A 17,937-nucleotide genomic window follows, 5' to 3' on the forward strand; every position below is an offset into this window, starting at 1 on the left:
TTTAGTTAAAAATAATTAAGTAGTTGTTGGTAATATTGGTTATTGGCTAGCAGTTGCTGATGATTGCCTTGTGCGATAATTTTGCCTTCCGCCATGACAATAATATTATCCATTTTTTCTAACATTAAAGGCTTGTGGGTAATCACAATTAAGCTCTGATTCTGCTGGTTTATGTGCTCCAGAATATTATTCATGACGCTAGTTTCGTTGTGCTTATCCAAGCCTTTAGTGGGTTCATCTAAAATTATCACTTTGGCAGGGCGTAACAATAACTGAGCGATTTGTAAGCGTTGCGCTTGTCCCCCAGATAATCCAGTACCTGTGGTGCCTAACCAAGTATCAAAGCTCTTAGGTAAACTATCAATAAAGTCGAGTAAGTTAACTTGTTGACAAACATGGCGCATTTCACCTTCAGTGGCGTCATGTTTGGCCAAGCGTAAGTTATCAGCAATGCTGGCAGAAAACAGATGCCCTTGTTGGCTCATTAAGGCAATATGTTGGCGTAATAACTCTTGATCAATTTGGTTTAACTCTTCACCGCCTATGGTGAGTGTTCCTTTGCTTGTGGCTTCTTGTTTATTGCCATTTCCGATTGGCCAAAATCCCATCAGTAAATTAACTAAACTTGATTTGCCCGCACCACTTGCGCCGATAACTGCTACTTTTTCAGCGGCTTTTATCGACAGCTTAATATCCCGTAAACTGGGTTCTTTTTGTTGCGGATAACAAAAAGTTAAGTCGTTATATTCAATGTCCCCATGGTGTACTGGTTTTGTGCCGATATTCAGTGGTTTTTCTTTATCTATAATGGCAAACAGTCGGCTGGCACTGGCTAAACTTTGTGGTAACAATTGCAAGGCTAAAGGCATATTCATCACTGTTTCAAAACTAACTAACACTAATAAGATCACAGCCACTAACGATTTACTGTCTACTTCACCTGAGGTTAATAGGGGTAATAGCAGTAATAAGCAAAGTAATGCAGACAAGTGGATAATTAAAAATATGAGGGCGTTCATGGCCGCATTAATCTTAACTAACCGATAACAGACGTCGTAATATTGCTGGGTTAGTTTGGCTATAGAATTTTGATAAGGCAGGCTTACTTGATATACCAGTAGTGTTTTAATCGCGCTAATGCCGTTAACTAAGGTTTCGCTTAGATGATTGGCCGATAAGGTTTTTTGTTGTGCTAAAGTCTTTGAAGCTAGGTAACTGAATATGGGTAAAATCACAGCAACAATTAATAATGCGCTGAACATTAACCATGCAATAACAGGCGAAATCTGTGCTAAAGCGTAGCAAATAATAGGCACTGAGATTAAGGCTACAAACAGCGGTAATAACACCCGTAAATAGAAGTTATCTAGGTTATCAACATCTTGCTGCAGTCTGGTTAATAAATCCCCTGAGCGTAAATCCATTCGATAATAGGGCAATAAGGGTTCTAGTTGTTGATAAAAGTAATGTCGTAGATAGGCTAAGGCATTAAAAGTAGCGCGATGAGTTAACATGCGTTCACTATATCGCCCAGCCGTGCGTACTATGGCTAAAAAGCGAATAATAGCCGCAGGTGTAAAATAATTGACTGATATGCCTGTACTACCGCCAATTGCCATTAAGGTAATAAACCAGCCCGAAACGGCTAATAAACTAATGTTAGCCAGTACAGTAATCACAGATAACAATGCTCCCAGCAACATTAATGGTAACTGAGGTTTGAGTAGGTGAATTAATCGAAAAAACACCTTCATATGTTAACCTGCTGAGCGTAATAACCATTATTAGCTAATAGCGTTTGATGATCGCCATACTCAATAATTTTACCTTGCTCAAGTACTATTATGTGTTTAGCGTTTATGACTGTATGTAAACGGTGAGCAATAACGATAACCAGATGATCTTTTGCATAGGCATTAATTGAATCGGTAATGATTTGTTCGCTTTGTTGATCAAGGTGACTTGTGGGTTCGTCTAACAGTAATATTGCCGGTTGATGATAAAAAACACGAGCTAAGGCTAAACGTTGGATCTGCCCACCAGACAAGCCGGCACCCGCTTCACCAATGGGGGTTTCAATACCTTGTGCCAGTTTTTCAACATAACTTTTTAAACCGGCTTTGCTTAGAGCTTGTTCTACTTGCTTTGTTTCATAGCTGTCTGACATCGCTACATTAAACGCTAGTGAGCCGTGAAATACTTCAGCTTGTTGGGATATCCAGCCACATTGCTGTAACCATAGGTCACGATTAGCGGCTGTCAGTCTTATTCCATTGATGAGCACTTGCCCTGAGTCTGGCTGAACAAAACCTAGGATCATATCAATTAGGGTCGATTTACCTGAGCCACTATCACCAATAACGGCATACAAACCTTGAGAGTCAAAATGGGTAGTGATATCTGTTAAGGTTTGACTACGGGATGGGTAGCTAAAATTAGCTTGTGCAATATTGATGGTAAAAGGTGTGAGAAAGGGGCTTGTATCCTGTTGATTGGTTGCAGTTTGATTAACCAAATCGACTAAGTCTTCGGCAGCGGCCACCCCTGCCATTTTGGCGTGATATTGGCTGCCCAGTTGTCTAAAAGGTAAATAAAACTCAGGAGCGAGGAGTAATACCCATAGAGCCAGAATGTAATCCACATCGCCATAATACAAGCGAAAACCTAAAACCACAGCTACTAATGCGATAGCAACCGAGGCGAGAAACTCTAAAACAAATGAGGAAAGAAAGGCTATTTTTAAGATCCCCATGGTTTCATCACCATAGTCATCACTAATTTTTTTGACCGCAGCGATTTCTCTACGGGAAGCATTGAATATTTTAAGCTGAGTTAAACCTTGAATAATATCCAGAAAATGACAGCTCATTCGCTGTAATTTGGCCCAATGCTGTTGATTAAGTCGCTGTGCTTTATGACCAATTAAAATCATAAAAAAGGGCACCATAGGCGCAGTGAATAATAAAATTAACCCTGATTGCCAATCGATAGGAAATACCGCAACCAGAATAGCCAAAGGTATCACCGCGCAATAGGCTACAACGGGTAGATAGCCAGCAAAATAATCTTCTAATGAATCTATACCTTGATCAAGTAAACCACTTAATTTGGCGGCTCCTTGGTTTTGAGTATAGGCTGGGCCAAGGCTACATAAACGTTCCAGTAATCGTGAGCGAATATTAGCTTTAATCAACATTGCTCCGCGGCGGCTATAGCACTCGCTGAAATAGCCTAATACGGTCCGGCAAAGGATCACAATCACTAAAGCAATGCTGATATTTTTGATGTTATGACTGTTATCTCCATTACTAGAGAAAATCACCAAATCAATCAGGTAGGCAAGTATTGAGGTTTGTAAGATCATCAATAAACCATTGAATGATCCTAGGGCAATGGCACGACTTAACTTACCCTGGGAATGTTTTTTTTGTGACTTGAGCCAGTGATTAACCTGCTTTTTATGTTGTTCAGTTTGCGCAGTTACCTTGTCCATTGAGGGCTTCTTTGTACTGCATACTGGCTCATATTGTTAAAGTCACTCATGCTGCTTTATGACTGCCCGTCATTATTTTGGTCATCAGCAATATTGTCTACATGTTGTTCCATTTCGTACCACATAACGTTAATAATGCCTAAAGATACCGCAAGTAAAACGCCTAAAATCCAACTGAAATACCACATGGTTTTTTCCTCTAATTTTTTACTAATCTGAACTCGGCTTATCCCGAGCTCAGGTTAACTAATATGCTGAATGATTATTTTGTTCAATTTCATCAATAGTCACAGTGCGCCACATCTTTTTATAACACCATATTGTGTAGCCTAAAATGATAGGTGTAAAAACGGCTACGACCATTAACATTAAGCCTAGTGTGCCTTCGCTAGATACTGTATCCCACATCAGCAAACTATGATTGGGGTGGCTACTGGATGGCATCACAAATGGGAACATAGCAATACCAGCGGTTAAAATGATGCTGGCAATGGTTGACGAACTAGCTATCAAAGACATTGTTTTGATTGATGTACTTTTATTTTTTATAGCCAGTAAATAACTCACAACTAGAGGCATCAATATGCCTATAAGTGGTACTAACCATAATATTGGGGTGGCTAAAAAGTTAGTTAACCACACACCAGAACCAGTACTGACTTCTTTAGTGGTGGGTTGGGCTTGACCCATAGTGTCTATAGCACTGACAACTGAATAGCCATCAATACTTTGCCAAACCACCACACCAGCAAGGGCAAAAGCAATAGCTAATACAAGGGCAACAATACGGCCGATAGTGGCTGAGCGTTGAGCGATATCAGCATCGGTTCTTAATACTAACCAAGTCGATCCATGCAGCAACACCATACATACGCTTATTACTCCAGTTAATAGAGTGAAAGGCGTGAATAAAGCAAAGAATGACCCTGTATAGGTCACACGCATTAATGAATCGAAACCAAAAGGTACACCTTGTAATAAATTGCCAAAAGCCACGCCAAATACTAAAGGGGGCACTAAAGAACCTACAAATAAAGCTTTATCCCAATTAGTACGCCATTTATCTGACTCAATTTTACTGCGGTAATCGAAGGCCAGTGGCCGTAAAAATAAACTAAATAGGGTCAACATCATGGCAAAATAAAAACCGCTAAAGGCAGTGGCATAAACCAGTGGCCAAGCGGCAAAAAGAGATGCCCCTGCGGTAATTAACCACACTTGGTTACCATCCCAGTGGGCACCCACTGTATTAATCACCACACGCCTTTCTACATCTTTTTTGGCAACAAATGGTAGCAAGCCGCCTACACCCATATCCATGCCGTCGGTTATCGCAAAACCAATAAACAGAAAGCCGATAAGCCCCCACCAGATTAATTTTAATGTTTCGTAATCGAACATACTATTCCCCTTAAGAATGTTGGCTGCGAAGACCAGGTACTAACTCTGGTTCTTGTTCAAAGTGATAACGACCAGTATGTAATGAACTAGGGCCTAATCGAGCAAATTTAATCATTAAATACATCTCAATAATAAATAGAATGGTATACACAAGAATAAAGGCAATAAGAGAAAACAATACATCTCCAACGGCTAAGTCTGAAGTAGACAAAAAGGTCGGTAACACTTCACTAATAGCCCAAGGTTGACGGCCAAACTCAGCCACAAACCAACCTGTTTCTATGGCTATCCAAGGTAACGGCAAAGCGAATAAAAGGGCTTTGAGTAACCAAGGTTTTTGTTCTATTTCTCGGCGAGCGTTAAAGTAAAATGCTAAAACAAAGAGCAATAACATTAAAACACCCGCGCCTACCATAATCCTAAATGCCCAAAAAAGAGGGGCGACAGCTGGAGTGGAGTCTTTCACCGCTTGTTGTATCTGTTCTTCTGTAGCATCGACCACATTATTGGTATAGCGTTTTAGTAACAGTCCATAACCTAGGTCTTGTTTGGTTTGATTAAATCGAGCAATGTTTTCAGGTGTTTCTTCACCGTTACGTAACTTTTCTAAATATTCATAAGCGATCATGCCATTACGGATGCGTGGTTCATGGGCTTTTTGTAGATCATATAAGCCAGTGACTTCTTCATCTAAAGAGCGCGTGGCTATAATACCTAAAGCATAAGGTATTTTTACTGCGTAATCGGTTTCCATGGTTTCGTCATTTGGCAAACCCACTAAGGTAAAGGCAGCAGGGGCAGGCTCAGTATGATATTCAGCTTCAATTGCGGCGAGTTTTACTTTTTGTACTTCTCCGGTTTCATAACCCGATTCATCACCTAGCATAATAACCGACAGAATTGAGGCTAAACCAAAGCCCGCGGCGACTGAAAAAGACCTTTTAGCAAAGGCTATATCTCTACCTTTTAGTAAATAGTAACTACTAATACTCAATACAAACATTGAACCGGCAACATATCCTGCTGCGACCGTGTGGATAAATTTGACTTGAGCAACAGGGTTAAAAATGATTTCGCTAAAGCTGACTAACTCCATACGCATAGTCATGTAATTGAATTCACTGCCAATTGGGTTTTGCATCCAACCATTGGCAATTAATATCCATAAAGCTGACAAGTTAGTGCCCAAGGCCATCAAGAAAGTGCCCATTAAATGCTGGCGCTTGCTTAGTCGATCCCAACCTAAAAAGAACATGCCGACAAAGGTAGATTCAAGAAAAAAGGCCATCAACCCTTCAATGGCTAAGGGCGCACCAAAAACATCGCCCACATAATGGGAGTAATACGACCAGTTGGTACCAAACTCAAACTCCATGGTTAAGCCTGTAGCGACCCCGATGGCAAAGTTTATGCCGAACAATTTGCCCCAGAATTTGGTCATGTCCCGATAAATCTCGCGACCCGTCATCACATAAACGGATTCCATGATAAATAAAATCCATGTTAAGCCGAGTGTTAAAGGAACAAACAAAAAATGGAATAGCGCGGTAACAGCAAATTGCCACCGAGATAGCTCTACTAAGGTTTCATTGATCATACTAATTGCTCTCGTTATTACGCTTTGATGTTAAAAAATATTTTACTCTGGGTTGTGTGAGTGTTGATTTTTTTCTAGTTAATAATTGATATAAATCAATGTTTTTACAGCTAACTTGAACTTTAGCTCACTTTTTAAAATCAGCTAAAAAATGAACTAACCTTCCCAAGGTTTTGTTTATAGTTGGATACTTATCTTAGTACTGACTATCTTAAAAATAGTATTTGCAATATAAAGGCCATCTATTTGTTTTTTTATAAGCTATTGAAAATAAAGGTAAATTATTTTTTTGAGGAATGATAATGAAGAAATAACTTTTACCTATGACATAAGTGTCGTTATAGTGTGTCATTTATGGCAATTATAATGATTAAATGAAATAGAATGGTCCATCAAACAATCCAAGCAATTATTGAAGCTATTGAAAAGCCAGCTATTTTCATTACTCCAAATTACGCCATTGAAGCGGTAAATCAAGCTTATCGTGATACTTATTCTCACCCTGTTTTATTAGGACAAAGTAAATGTCATGAGGTGTCACATAATTCGACTAAACCTTGTGATCAAAATGGTGAATTGTGTCCTCTATCTGCATGTAAAGAAACCAATAAAAATAGCTCCGCACTGCATATTCACAAAACTGATTCTGGTGACGCTTATTGCAATATCTTAATGAAACCAGTGACAAATAACGATGGAATAACCATAGGCTTTTTAGAAATACTCGAAAAAATTGATTTTGCCAGTAGTTATAGTAGTGACCGAAAGTTAATAGGTAAAAGTCAACCCTTTCAATATCTGCTACAAATGATTTCTCGCAGCGCCAAAAGTGACATCAGTATATTGTTACAAGGTGAAACTGGCACAGGTAAAGAATTGGCGGCTTTATCTATACATCAAGTTAGTAAAAGGTCGAGTAAACCGTTTATAGAGGTTGAATGTACTGGGTTAAACGAAGCCTTATTTGAATCTGAATTATTTGGTCATGAGAAAGGGGCATTTACAGGGGCAAGCACCAGTAAAAAAGGCTTAGTTTGTATGGCTAACGGAGGCACCTTATTTTTAGATGAAATTGGTGATATTCCACTCAATTTACAAGTGAAATTATTGCGTTTGCTAGAAACTGGACATTATCGAAGAGTAGGTAGTGTTGAAAAACAAAAAGCGAATTTTAGGCTGGTTTGCGCAAGTCATAAAAATTTAGAAAAAATGGTTGATCAAGGTGAATTTAGAGAAGATTTATATTATCGAATCGATGCTTTTCCCATTCGTTTACCCACGCTAAAAGAAAGGCAAGCTGATATTCCACTATTAGCTGAACATCTATTATTAAAAAGCGAATTTGCATCGAAAAAATTTACCGACGAGGCGCTAAATCTATTATCCCGTTATCATTTTCCAGGCAATGTACGTGAACTTAAAAACATAGTGCAAAGAAGTGCCTTATTAAGTGATGATGAATGGATAACCACTGAGCACTTACCTGAAAAAATCCTAGCTTTAAATACGCCACAGGATCACTCTGATAATCTTATCTCTAACGAAAAACAATACATCATTAAATTACTGACTGAATATGGAAATCAACCTAAAGTTATCGCTGAGCATTTAGAAATCAGTGTGAGAACCTTATATAGAAAACTACAAAAACATCAGCTCAATACGCAAGATTTTAATTAGAAATGGTGTTTATTTTATATTTGAACTTTCATTCAAGGTATTTCTTACGATAATTAATTAGCTAACTTTTTTTGAGTAATAATATTCACCCTATACTCTATAATTCAAAAGGAGTAGTGTTTAATCAATCATGCCTAAATGTGTTAATTCTTAAATAGGAGAAATTTAATGAGTGATAAAAAATGTCCATATGAAGCAAGCAAATTAACCATGAATAACGGCGCACCTGTTGCTGATAATCAAAATAGTATGACAGCAGGTAAGCGAGGACCTCTGTTGGCGCAAGATGTTTGGTTAAACGAAAAACTAGCTAATTTTGTACGTGAAGTTATTCCTGAACGTCGAATGCATGCTAAAGGTTCTGGTGCCTTTGGTACATTTACTGTGACCCATGATATTAGTCAATATACTTGTGCCAATATTTTTAGTGAAGTAGGTAAAAAGACCGAAATGTTTGCTCGTTTCAGTACGGTAGCTGGTGAGCGTGGTGCGGCTGATGCAGAACGAGACATTCGTGGATTTGCTTTGAAATTTTATACCGAGCAAGGTATTTGGGATTTAGTGGGAAATAACACACCTGTATTCTTTATTCGGGATGCCCTTAAATTTCCTGATTTAAACAAAGCCGTTAAGCGTGATCCACGCACTAATATGCGTTCAGCAACTAATAATTGGGATTATTGGACACTATTGCCAGAGGCTTTACATCAAGTCACAGTGGTGATGAGTGATCGTGGGATCCCTGCTTCTTTTAGACACATGCATGGCTTTGGCTCTCATACTTATAGTTTTTGGAATGACAACGATGAACGATTTTGGGTGAAATTCCATTTTCGTACTCAACAAGGTATTAAAAATTTAACCGATGCTGAAGCGGCAGAAGTGGTTGCTATGGATCGTGAAAGCAATCAAAAAGATTTATATGAAAGTATTGAAAATGGTGATTTTCCTAAGTGGAAATTATTTGTACAAATCATGCCAGAAATTGAAGCTGAAAAAGTACCTTACCACCCATTTGATTTAACCAAAGTGTGGCCAAAAGGGGATTATCCACTGATAGAAGTCGGTGAATTTGAACTGAATAAAAATCCTGAAAATTACTTTGCTGATGTAGAGCAGGCGGCTTTTGCTCCAAGTAATTTAGTTCCAGGTATCAGTGTCTCGCCAGATAGAATGTTACAGGCTCGTTTAATCAACTACACAGATGCACAGCGTTATCGTGTTGGCGTTAATCATACTCAGGTACCTGTGAATAAGCCACGTTGCCCGGTCAATAGTAATGCCCGTGATGGTGAAGGACGGGTTGATGGCAACTACGGCGGTAAACCGCATTATGAGCCAAATAGTTTTGCACAGTGGCAAGAACAATCACAATTTGCTGAGCCTCCTCTAAAAATTAATGGTGAAGCTAAGCATTATGATTTCCGTGAAGATGATAGTGACTATTTCAGCCAACCACGTGCCCTGTTTAACTTGATGAGTGATGAGCAAAAACAAGCATTGTTTGATAACACAGCTGGACAAATTGGTGGGGCGTTAGATTTTATTCAATATCGTCATATTCGTAACTGCTATCAATGCGACCCTGCATACGGCGAAGGTATTGCCAAAGCGCTTGGTGTAACCGTTGAAGATGCTATTAAAGCACGTGAAACTGATCCTGCTAGAGATTTACCTGGTTGTTTATAAAACTGTAGAAAGCCTATAGATTTGGGACTTGCCTCATTATCTATAGGTTTATTGTATGCTTATAGGGAGCCCTCATTTTATAATTGAATTAGTTTCTTCGGAGTAAAAGCGTGAATATATTTAAATTTTCTACAGTAGTAATTGCATTTTTCAGTCTGGTTTCCTGTTCAAGCTTATATGTTGATCTGCCTAATTATGATGAATTATTAAAAACTGAAACCACCCAAGACGGCAGGGCTTGTGTGCGACAAAATGATATTCGTGGTTATGGCACCTTAGATGATGACGTTATTAGTGTCAGTGTCAGTCCCAGAAATCAATACTATTTAATCACCACTTTGTTTCGCTGTGATTCTTTATTAACAAGCTTTGCCGCAGGTTTTAAAGGAAATTTTTCAGAATTATGTGGTGGTGGCCGCGATAAAATTTTAACCTCTGATGAATCTTGTCCCATCAAAAGTATTTTTGAATTTGAGTCACGAGAAGATGCGTTTGCTACTTTCGAAAAGGCCAAAACTATTCGTCAGGATTTGAGAAAAGAAGCCGAAGAACAGACTGCTAAAAATAAAACTACTGAGTAAGTTAATTAGCTAACAGGTGTGATTCTTATAAATTGTACTAAATACATGGAAGTTTGAAAGATGAAAAAAAACTTAATAGATAGTATAAATATGGCTATTGGCATAACCATTGGTACAGGTTTGTATCATTGGATTATGAATACAGAGTCTGAATATGATTTTTATCGTCCGCTGTTTGTAGGATTTTTTTCCTTTATCTTGTTGTTTGTTTACACATATTTTAAATCAAAGAAAAAGCAATAAAGCTGGCTCAACAAATTTGAGTGGATAAAGCACATTTCCTTAATGATCTGTGGCCAATCTCAACTTCCAAATTCGGAGTAGCTGAAATTTTTATTTTCTGCGGCAAAAATACCTACTTACGTTTATTTTTCGGTACATAATTCAAGATAGAAACGGGTACTGTTTTCTTCACATCAAAACCTTCGAAAGTTTTTCTGGTAATAACGTGGCCAAGGCGGCTTTCGATAGCACATAAGTTTCTAAAGTTGTCTTTGGCGACAAACGAAATGGCTTCACCGCTGGCTCCTGCGCGGCCTGTTCTGCCGATACGATGAATATAATCTTCAACTTGATCGGGCAAATCGTAATTTACCACTCGTGACAAATTTTGAATATCAAGACCACGAGCAGCTACGCCTGTTGCTACTAAAAATTTGATATGACCAGACTTAAAGTCGGCTAGGATCTGTTCGCGCATGGCTTGGGTTCTGTCGCCATGAATGCTTTCGGTTGGGATCCCGCGTTTTTCTAATTGGCTAACTAACTTAGCGGCACCTTGTTTGGTTTCAATAAATATAAGAGCTTGATCCCATTCTTGTTCCTTAATGAGATGGCTCAACAATGCTGATTTATTGCCTTTATCAACCGTGACTAACCACTGCTCTATTTTGGCTGCAGATTCTTTATCTTGTTTAATGAATATTTCAACTGGATTGTAGATAGAACGTTTTGCTAGAGCGCGTACGTCATTGGAAATAGTGGCTGAAAATAATAAGTTTTGACGGTCTTCAGGCAAACGTTCAATAATTTTATTGATGTCGGTAATAAAGCCCATATCCAACATCCTATCGGCTTCGTCTAAAACCAAGATTTCAAGTTCGTCGAAATGTAATGCTCTTTGGTGGGCCATATCCAGCAATCTACCCGGGGTAGAAACCAGAATATCGACACCTTCAAATAAGCGCTCTTTTTGTTCAGATATCTTGGTGCCGCCATACATTGCCATTGATGTCAGGGGTAAATATCGCCCGTAGTCAGTAATGCTTTTTTCAACTTGTACTGCTAACTCTCTGGTTGGCACCAGAATCAGTGCGCGAATACGTTTACCCCTTAACTTACAGTCAGTATTGAGTAACTGTAGAATAGGTAACACAAAACTAGCGGTTTTACCTGTGCCTGTTTGTGCTGCTGCGATAATGTCGCTGCCAGATAATATCGCAGGGATGGCACGTTCTTGAATGGCAGTGGGGCTCGAATAATCTAAATCAGCTAAGGCGTTTAGTAGTGGTTCGCATAGTGTAAGTGATGAAAATGACATGTAAGGACTCAGGCAGATAGCAAAAAATGGTAATAAATTGCAATAAATAGGAAGCGGAGTATAGCAGTTATCTATTTGTTGACTGTCTTTTCTCAATCGATAAATATATTTTTTTGTTGCTTAAATAGAAAATAATTGTCCATAAAGGAGTATGCTGGGTACTGGTTAGTTTGGAACTTTTGGATTGCCGATGAAATTTAAAGATTATTACGCAGTACTAGGTGTATCGCCTGATGCAGACGACAAAGCGGTAAAGGTTGCTTATAAGAAGTTAGCTCGAAAATTTCACCCTGATGTGAGTAAAGAGCCTCAAGCCGAAGAGAAGTTTAAAGACATAGGTGAAGCTTACGAGGTGCTTCACAACAAAGAAGAACGTGCTAAATATGATGAATTACGTCGTCATCAACAGAGCAGGGCGCGTCAACAGCAAAACAATTATGCTAGCAACAATGGTTCTGCTCAAAGTCATTATCAGCATCAGAGTGACCCCCAAACAGATAAGGAATTTGCTGATTTTATTAATTCAATGTTTGGCCGTGGCCGTGGCGGATTCGAACAAAGTCGATCTGGCGCTCCTCATGCGCAAAAAGGACAAGATGTGGAAATAGAATTCCCAGTATTTCTTGAAGAAACCTTAGTGGATACGGTTAAACCTATAGAGTTTATGTTACCTCAGCGGGACAGCAGTGGTCGTGTAACTGAGCAGAAAAAATCTCTTAAAGTTAAAATACCAGCAGGTTCAGTTAATGGTGAACGTATTCGCCTTAAAGGGCAGGGCGGATTAGGTTCAGCCAATGGTCCAAATGGTGATTTGTATTTGCAAATTCGTTTGGTGCCTCATCCATTATTTGATGTCGAAGGGCATAACTTGAGCATAGTGGTGCCTTTAGCGCCCTGGGAAGCCGCTTTAGGTGCAAAAATTAATTTACCGACTCTAACAGGTAAAATTCAACTGACTATTCCTGCTAACAGCCAGTCAGGACAAAAGTTACGCCTTAAAGGTAAAGGCTTAGTTAGTAAAAAATCCAAGGGCGATTTATTTGCGGTGATAAAAATTGTTAACCCTGCATCGAATGATGATGCCAGTCAAAAGCTTTGGGCTGAGTTGGCCGAAAAAGCGAACTTTGATCCTCGTAGTAATTGGAGTAACTCGTAATGCAAATTATTGTGTCACAACAAGATAATATACTTACCAGTCAAGAACTATGTTTGAGTAGCGATATTAATGAAGGCATCTTGTATGAGCTGGTGGAACACAGTATTGCTATTCCGCTTACAGGTGAGCATGTAACCGAATGGCAATTTACTGTAGCCACAGTGACCTTAGTGAAAAAGGCTGCCCGTATTCAACATGACCTATCGTTAGATTGGTCGGCCATTCCCTTAGTTTTGCAATTACTAGATGAGCGTGACGAGTTAATTGCAGAAAACAAGATGTTAAAACAGCATCTAAGTCGATTTAAAAGTTGATGTAAGTTAAATCTTATCTTTATCTGAATAAACACGTACAGCTTTGGTGATAAGTAAATTTTCTAATGTTTGTGGATGACCGGAAGAAAACTTTTGGATTTGCGCAAAAAGTAACTCCAAAGTTGCCATGGCATCATCTAATGCGTTATGTGCGGGCACCGCAGGCAAGTTATAACGTGCTCTACATACGGGTAATACCACGGCATTAGGTGGAGGTGGGTGTTTATGACGGGTTAACTGATATAGGCCGAATGTTAATGTATCTACTGTCACTATTGTCGGTAAAGATATGCCTAATTCATTATAAACCCTACGCAAAATAGTCATATCAAGATTAGTACAATGAAACACCCATATATGACTCTGGGCATAAGTTTTAAGTTTTTCAAGAACTGTTTGTACTGACTCACCTTGAGCTACATCATCAGCGGTTAAACCATGGAATACAGGGCTTTGATTTAGCGGGGCTTTAGTCGATACCAGCTGATAAAAACATGAGTCTAATTTAATTTGATTATTCTTGCCCTCAATCCAGCCGATAGACACTATCTGTGCGTCGGCCGTTTTCATTGAGTTGAGCTCTAAATCTATGCACAAAAAAGGCATATCGGCTAATTGCATTTTTTGCCATTGTTCAGGGATATGCGGTTGAAGGCGCAGCCAGCGATTAAATTTTTGCCATATTAATTTGGCTTTACTCGCCATTTAACTTAACCCCCCGGCAAACTTGAGCAAGGCAGATTGTTGTGTTTGGCGGATAACCCGAAAAGCTTCTTTAAGCTGATACTTTTCTATTGATGACAAATCTGCCATAGAAACATTGTTATCAGTGACTTTATTTTGGGTTTGATGACGCCAGCGTAACCTATTCAGCATTAACCATATATCGCGTAAATTTTTTACGTCTTTACTGGTTAATACACCTTGCTCGAGTAAACATTCTAAACGGGAAGGAATTGAGGGTACAGTCAGGCTATTGATAAGCGAATAAACTCTGACAATGTTGTTAATAGCCGCAATTCCACTGTGTTTTAAGTCGATACAATCTTTTTTGGCTAAGCCTTTTTTGTAGACAAATTTTTGAAACAGCGACAAAGGCACATTGGAATCGCAGGCATGCCTAGTTAATTCTGCAATAAAACGAGATTGTTTTAGCAGCGGAGCCCGGGCTTGATGTAATTGAGTTAGCAAATGTCGATTACCCGCAACTGCTCTTACGTCGAGAAATATATTACAGTTCAAAATCGCTTCTGGTGTGGGTTCGTACGCCCATCGTTGTGCTTCTTTTATGGCTTTCGCGACAGATAAACGCAATAAAGGGTTACTGGCCATTATATTACCAGTACATAGTTTGATGCCGCATTTATCTAAGCCATTACATACATATTCGGCTAAGTCGGCAAAATAGTCAGATGCCTGTTGGTCAGGTTCGCTTGCCAGTAGCAAGCCGTTATCTTGGTCTGAGCCTAAAGTTTGGTCTTCTCTGGCTTGAGAGCCATACACTAGCCAACAATAATCCATGGGCGCATCGCCATGTTGTTGCTGAAAAAATGAAATTAGCTTACGGGTCATGATATCGGTAGCTTGAGATAACACCTTGCCCGCTATATCAAAGTCGCCTAAACGTTTCGCATGTTTGGCGAAATAGTGCGGTAGTTGCCACGACAAACGAGATAATTCGTAGAGAGAGGTTGCTTTAGATAATTCGTTTATCAGTAATAAAATATTACTTCGTTGATTACGCAGCATATCGGTAGCGGTCAAAATACCCAAGGGTTTGGCTGTGTCTTTATCTATGATGGGTAAGTGATGTACATTATGTTCAGTCATCATGCACAGCGCATCAAATAAGGTAAGTTGATGAGTGATCTTCACCGGATCTTTAGTCATGATGCTGCTTAAAGGTAGTGTGATATCGACTTGTTTAGCCACCACTCTGTTGCGTATATCTCGATCTGTGATGATGCCTACTAATAATTCCTTGTCTGTGATGACTAAAGAAGAAACACTATGTTCTGCCATTTTTTGCACGCCGAGCAAAATACTGCTATTTATATCTTCAGTGACCACGCCTTGTTCTACAAATTCATGCACAGGTTTATATAACCACATAGATTTTGAATCATTTAGTTGATCGCTGTAGATTTCTTCTTTGCTGTAATTGCGGAAAAACTTACCAATATTGGGCTCTACTGATATGCACCATTCAATAGATTTGGCTGGAATACAATAGACTAAACCAGGACTATCCACTCGCAAGGTGATCTTATGATTGTCTTTGTACAAAACATTTTCACAGCCAAAAAAATCGGCTTCACTTAAATGTCTTTCTGATTCTGTAGAGTCTTTTACCGAAAATTGGCCACTGTTGATCAAAAATAACGAGTTACCTTGTTGCTTAAGTATTTCTTGCCAATCACTTTGGCTGATGTAAGCCAAAGTCAGAGAAGATGCGAGATGTTTTAAAGAGTCTGCATCAAGCAAATCAAATGGCGCCGATGAGCCTAAAAAGTCTAATGTTTGTTGAGGAATATGTGGCACTAACACTCTCTTTTAGTTATTGAATATGCTCAGAATACAGCTTGTTTAATATTCACTTGAGTATACTTGTATGTGCTACTTGATACAAAATTCCAGTAAAAAACGTTAAGCAATTTATCTTAGAGAGAAACAAAGACGTCTTCAAAAAAACTAAAATAGTTAATATTGTTTATCGTAAATCGTTATTATTAAAAACAAGATGTATTTATTTTAAGAAACTGTCTATGAAATTTGATTTACAACTTAATAAACAAAACGCTATCGCCTTCTACAAAACAGCATATCTAGGTGAACCAAGCAAAGCCGTAGAAATGTATGTTGGGCCAGACTACATTCAGCATAATCCAGTCGTTGCTGACGGTAAACAAGCTTTTATTGATTACTTCTGCGAGATGCAACGGGATTACCCAAATAAAACTATTGAGTTTGTGCGAGCCATTGCCGAAGGTGATTTAGTGGCATTACACACTCATCAAAAATGGCCTGATGGCGATGAGTACGTGACTATGGATTTTTTTCGTTTTGATGATAATGGAAAGATTGTAGAGCATTGGGATTCGATACAAGAAATTCCCGCTGAAACTAAAAATGGTAATTTAATGTATTGAATGCCTGCTGCTAATTGAGTGCTTGTTCAGAGGTAGATTAGGCTTCTATTTAATTATGAACTATTTCATATTGCTGACTTTGCCATGCTTGCATGCCTCCAGCCACTGAAAATACTTGTCTATGGCCCATATTCTCTAATGACCGTGCGGCGAGTGCAGAGCGTCCGCCAGAACGGCAAATTAAATAGATATGGCGGCTGGCTAGATCATCCAGTGCAAGTTGTGGATCGCAATGATGTGATACTAGTGGATGTTCTGTTAGTTTCATTTCCAGAAGTCCTCGAGGAAAATTAACAGCTGTCGCAATATGCCCTCTAGTGAATTCTTCATGCTCCCTTACGTCAATTAAAACGACCTCTGTCTGCATCAGCGCTACTTGGAGATCGTCAACCGTTACTTCCTCAATTTCTTGGCGTAATTCAGCTATGTATTGCTCTGATGATTTCATAATAAACCTCACAGTTGGTTAATAGGTATTTTCAAATATCTAGTGTCATTGCCTTCTGGTAGAGGTAATTCGCCAGCTCTTATATTTATCTGGATCGCGGGTAAAATAAGTCTAGGCATACTTAGTGTTGCATCACGAGTTTCACGCATTTCGATAAAAGTATTTTGCGTTGTACCTTCTTTCACATGAATGTTGAATTCTCTTTGCTCACCAACAGTTACAGCACATTCGTGCGTTCTGAGCTCGGTTGGGTAATCGTGGCAAACATAAATAACTGTATTCTCAGGAAGAGCCAATATTCGCTGAATTGAGTTGTATAAGGTTGCCGCATCGCCTCCAGGAAAGTCACAACGAGCAGTACCTATATCTGGCATAAATAAGGTGTCACCTACAAAAATCGCTTGGTTATTGACTAAATAAGCGAGATCGGCTGGGGTGTGACCAGGAACATGCATGATGTTAAATACCATGTTGCCAACATTAAATTCGTCGCCTTCTTCAAAAAGCCTGTCGAATTGAGTGCCGTTAGGTAAAAACTCTTTTTCGAGGTTAAACAGCGTCTTAAATGTTTTTTGCACTTGAGTGATATGTTTGCCGATACCTATTTTGGCTTGATATCTGTTTTTGAAAAACGAAGCTGCAGACAAATGATCAGCATGAGCATGGGTTTCTAACACCCATTCAATTGTAAATTCTGAGTCATCTATGTATTTGGCAATTATTTCAGCACTAGCGGTGTGAACACGGCCTGAACTGTAATCAAAATCAAGAACAGGATCGATAATTACTGCTTTATTGGTGGCGGGATCACTTACTACATAAGTGAAAGTCTCACTATCATTGTCTAAAAATGATTCTATATGAAATGCAGTAGACATAATCATTCTCC

Annotated in this window: 17 protein-coding genes; 7 read left to right on the forward strand and 10 right to left on the reverse strand. The window is 39.0% G+C overall.

Annotation, left to right across the window (positions count from 1 at the left end; translation table 11 throughout):
• Positions 1-5: 5 nt before the first annotated feature.
• From cydC to GQR87_RS02595, 5 genes are read right to left on the reverse strand one after another with little or no spacing between them, the layout of a single operon-like run.
• Positions 6-1,754: a thiol reductant ABC exporter subunit CydC gene (gene cydC, locus GQR87_RS02575; protein ID WP_158966254.1), complete on the reverse strand. Its 1,749-nt coding sequence runs from the start codon at positions 1,752-1,754 to the stop codon at positions 6-8.
• Positions 1,751-3,493, reverse strand: coding sequence for a thiol reductant ABC exporter subunit CydD (gene cydD / locus GQR87_RS02580; RefSeq protein WP_158966256.1), 1,743 nt, complete (start codon positions 3,491-3,493; stop codon positions 1,751-1,753). The genes cydC and cydD overlap by 4 nt, the downstream gene beginning before the upstream one ends.
• Positions 3,494-3,549: 56 nt before the next feature.
• Positions 3,550-3,681 (reverse strand): cytochrome bd-I oxidase subunit CydX, encoded by a 132-nt coding sequence (cydX, locus tag GQR87_RS02585; protein WP_158966258.1) that lies wholly within the window; start codon positions 3,679-3,681, stop codon positions 3,550-3,552.
• A gap of 58 nt (positions 3,682-3,739) precedes the next feature.
• Positions 3,740-4,894 (reverse strand): cytochrome d ubiquinol oxidase subunit II, encoded by a 1,155-nt coding sequence (gene cydB, locus GQR87_RS02590; RefSeq protein ID WP_158966260.1) that lies wholly within the window; start codon positions 4,892-4,894, stop codon positions 3,740-3,742.
• A 10-nt stretch (positions 4,895-4,904) separates the two neighbouring features.
• Entirely contained in the window at positions 4,905-6,491 is a 1,587-nt protein-coding gene (locus tag GQR87_RS02595) for a cytochrome ubiquinol oxidase subunit I (RefSeq protein ID WP_158966262.1), read from the reverse strand.
• 384 nt (positions 6,492-6,875) lie between these two features.
• Between GQR87_RS02595 and GQR87_RS02600 the strand changes: the two genes are divergently transcribed.
• From GQR87_RS02600 to GQR87_RS02615, 4 genes are all read left to right on the forward strand, one after another.
• A complete protein-coding gene (locus GQR87_RS02600; protein WP_158966264.1) occupies positions 6,876-8,171 on the forward strand; it encodes a sigma-54-dependent Fis family transcriptional regulator in 1,296 nt (431 codons plus the stop codon).
• 168 nt (positions 8,172-8,339) lie between these two features.
• Entirely contained in the window at positions 8,340-9,860 is a 1,521-nt protein-coding gene (locus GQR87_RS02605; RefSeq protein ID WP_158966266.1) for a catalase, read from the forward strand.
• Between the two features lie 110 nt (positions 9,861-9,970).
• The gene (locus GQR87_RS02610; RefSeq protein ID WP_158966268.1) at positions 9,971-10,441 is read left to right on the forward strand and encodes a DUF6491 family protein; all 471 of its coding nucleotides are present in this window, start codon (positions 9,971-9,973) and stop codon (positions 10,439-10,441) included.
• A 60-nt stretch (positions 10,442-10,501) separates the two neighbouring features.
• Positions 10,502-10,684, forward strand: a complete 183-nt coding sequence (locus GQR87_RS02615) for a hypothetical protein (RefSeq protein ID WP_158966270.1) — start codon at positions 10,502-10,504, stop codon at positions 10,682-10,684.
• A gap of 112 nt (positions 10,685-10,796) precedes the next feature.
• Here the strand turns inward: GQR87_RS02615 and GQR87_RS02620 are convergent, their stop codons facing one another.
• Positions 10,797-11,981 carry a DEAD/DEAH box helicase gene (locus GQR87_RS02620; RefSeq protein ID WP_158966272.1) on the reverse strand — a complete coding sequence of 395 codons (1,185 nt, stop codon included), beginning with the start codon at positions 11,979-11,981 and terminating at the stop codon, positions 10,797-10,799.
• 190 nt (positions 11,982-12,171) lie between these two features.
• Here GQR87_RS02620 and GQR87_RS02625 point away from each other — a divergent pair, with 190 nt between their 5' ends.
• Both GQR87_RS02625 and GQR87_RS02630 read left to right on the forward strand, forming a co-directional pair.
• Positions 12,172-13,137 carry a DnaJ C-terminal domain-containing protein gene (locus GQR87_RS02625; protein ID WP_158966274.1) on the forward strand — a complete coding sequence of 322 codons (966 nt, stop codon included), beginning with the start codon at positions 12,172-12,174 and terminating at the stop codon, positions 13,135-13,137.
• Positions 13,137-13,451: a chaperone modulator CbpM gene (locus tag GQR87_RS02630; RefSeq protein WP_158966276.1), complete on the forward strand. Its 315-nt coding sequence runs from the start codon at positions 13,137-13,139 to the stop codon at positions 13,449-13,451. Before GQR87_RS02625 ends, GQR87_RS02630 begins: the two co-directional genes overlap by 1 nt.
• A gap of 6 nt (positions 13,452-13,457) precedes the next feature.
• Here the strand turns inward: GQR87_RS02630 and GQR87_RS02635 are convergent, their stop codons facing one another.
• Together GQR87_RS02635 and GQR87_RS02640 are read right to left on the reverse strand one after the other, a co-directional pair.
• Positions 13,458-14,156 carry a 3'-5' exonuclease gene (locus GQR87_RS02635; RefSeq protein ID WP_158966278.1) on the reverse strand — a complete coding sequence of 233 codons (699 nt, stop codon included), beginning with the start codon at positions 14,154-14,156 and terminating at the stop codon, positions 13,458-13,460.
• Positions 14,157-15,992, reverse strand: a complete 1,836-nt coding sequence (locus tag GQR87_RS02640) for a DUF294 nucleotidyltransferase-like domain-containing protein (protein ID WP_158966280.1) — start codon at positions 15,990-15,992, stop codon at positions 14,157-14,159. It lies immediately after the preceding gene.
• A 224-nt stretch (positions 15,993-16,216) separates the two neighbouring features.
• Between GQR87_RS02640 and GQR87_RS02645 the strand changes: the two genes are divergently transcribed.
• Positions 16,217-16,600 (forward strand): nuclear transport factor 2 family protein, encoded by a 384-nt coding sequence (locus GQR87_RS02645; protein WP_158966282.1) that lies wholly within the window; start codon positions 16,217-16,219, stop codon positions 16,598-16,600.
• Between the two features lie 49 nt (positions 16,601-16,649).
• Here GQR87_RS02645 and GQR87_RS02650 read toward each other — a convergent pair whose 3' ends face one another.
• The gene (locus tag GQR87_RS02650) at positions 16,650-17,048 is read right to left on the reverse strand and encodes a rhodanese-like domain-containing protein (protein ID WP_158966284.1); all 399 of its coding nucleotides are present in this window, start codon (positions 17,046-17,048) and stop codon (positions 16,650-16,652) included.
• A gap of 8 nt (positions 17,049-17,056) precedes the next feature.
• On the reverse strand, positions 17,057-17,926 hold the full coding sequence (locus tag GQR87_RS02655; protein ID WP_158966286.1) for an MBL fold metallo-hydrolase: 870 nt from the start codon (positions 17,924-17,926) through the stop codon (positions 17,057-17,059).
• Positions 17,927-17,937 lie beyond the last annotated feature (11 nt).

Origin of the sequence: Paraglaciecola sp. L3A3, assembly GCF_009796765.1 — a bacterium.
Classification (GTDB): domain Bacteria; phylum Pseudomonadota; class Gammaproteobacteria; order Enterobacterales; family Alteromonadaceae; genus Paraglaciecola.

Excerpts from the sequence above, each read along its gene's own strand:
- cydC (WP_158966254.1), bottom strand. The coding sequence starts at position 1,754 with ATGAAGGTGTTTTTTCGATTAATTCACCTACTCAAACCTCAGTTACCA.
- cydD (WP_158966256.1), bottom strand. The coding sequence starts at position 3,493 with ATGGACAAGGTAACTGCGCAAACTGAACAACATAAAAAGCAGGTTAAT.
- cydX (WP_158966258.1), bottom strand. The coding sequence starts at position 3,681 with ATGTGGTATTTCAGTTGGATTTTAGGCGTTTTACTTGCGGTATCTTTA.
- cydB (WP_158966260.1), bottom strand. The coding sequence starts at position 4,894 with ATGTTCGATTACGAAACATTAAAATTAATCTGGTGGGGGCTTATCGGC.
- GQR87_RS02595 (WP_158966262.1), bottom strand. The coding sequence starts at position 6,491 with ATGATCAATGAAACCTTAGTAGAGCTATCTCGGTGGCAATTTGCTGTT.
- GQR87_RS02600 (WP_158966264.1), top strand. The coding sequence starts at position 6,876 with ATGGTCCATCAAACAATCCAAGCAATTATTGAAGCTATTGAAAAGCCA.
- GQR87_RS02605 (WP_158966266.1), top strand. The coding sequence starts at position 8,340 with ATGAGTGATAAAAAATGTCCATATGAAGCAAGCAAATTAACCATGAAT.
- GQR87_RS02615 (WP_158966270.1), top strand. The coding sequence starts at position 10,502 with ATGAAAAAAAACTTAATAGATAGTATAAATATGGCTATTGGCATAACC.
- GQR87_RS02620 (WP_158966272.1), bottom strand. The coding sequence starts at position 11,981 with ATGTCATTTTCATCACTTACACTATGCGAACCACTACTAAACGCCTTA.
- GQR87_RS02625 (WP_158966274.1), top strand. The coding sequence starts at position 12,172 with ATGAAATTTAAAGATTATTACGCAGTACTAGGTGTATCGCCTGATGCA.
- GQR87_RS02630 (WP_158966276.1), top strand. The coding sequence starts at position 13,137 with ATGCAAATTATTGTGTCACAACAAGATAATATACTTACCAGTCAAGAA.
- GQR87_RS02635 (WP_158966278.1), bottom strand. The coding sequence starts at position 14,156 with ATGGCGAGTAAAGCCAAATTAATATGGCAAAAATTTAATCGCTGGCTG.
- GQR87_RS02645 (WP_158966282.1), top strand. The coding sequence starts at position 16,217 with ATGAAATTTGATTTACAACTTAATAAACAAAACGCTATCGCCTTCTAC.
- GQR87_RS02650 (WP_158966284.1), bottom strand. The coding sequence starts at position 17,048 with ATGAAATCATCAGAGCAATACATAGCTGAATTACGCCAAGAAATTGAG.
- GQR87_RS02655 (WP_158966286.1), bottom strand. The coding sequence starts at position 17,926 with ATGTCTACTGCATTTCATATAGAATCATTTTTAGACAATGATAGTGAG.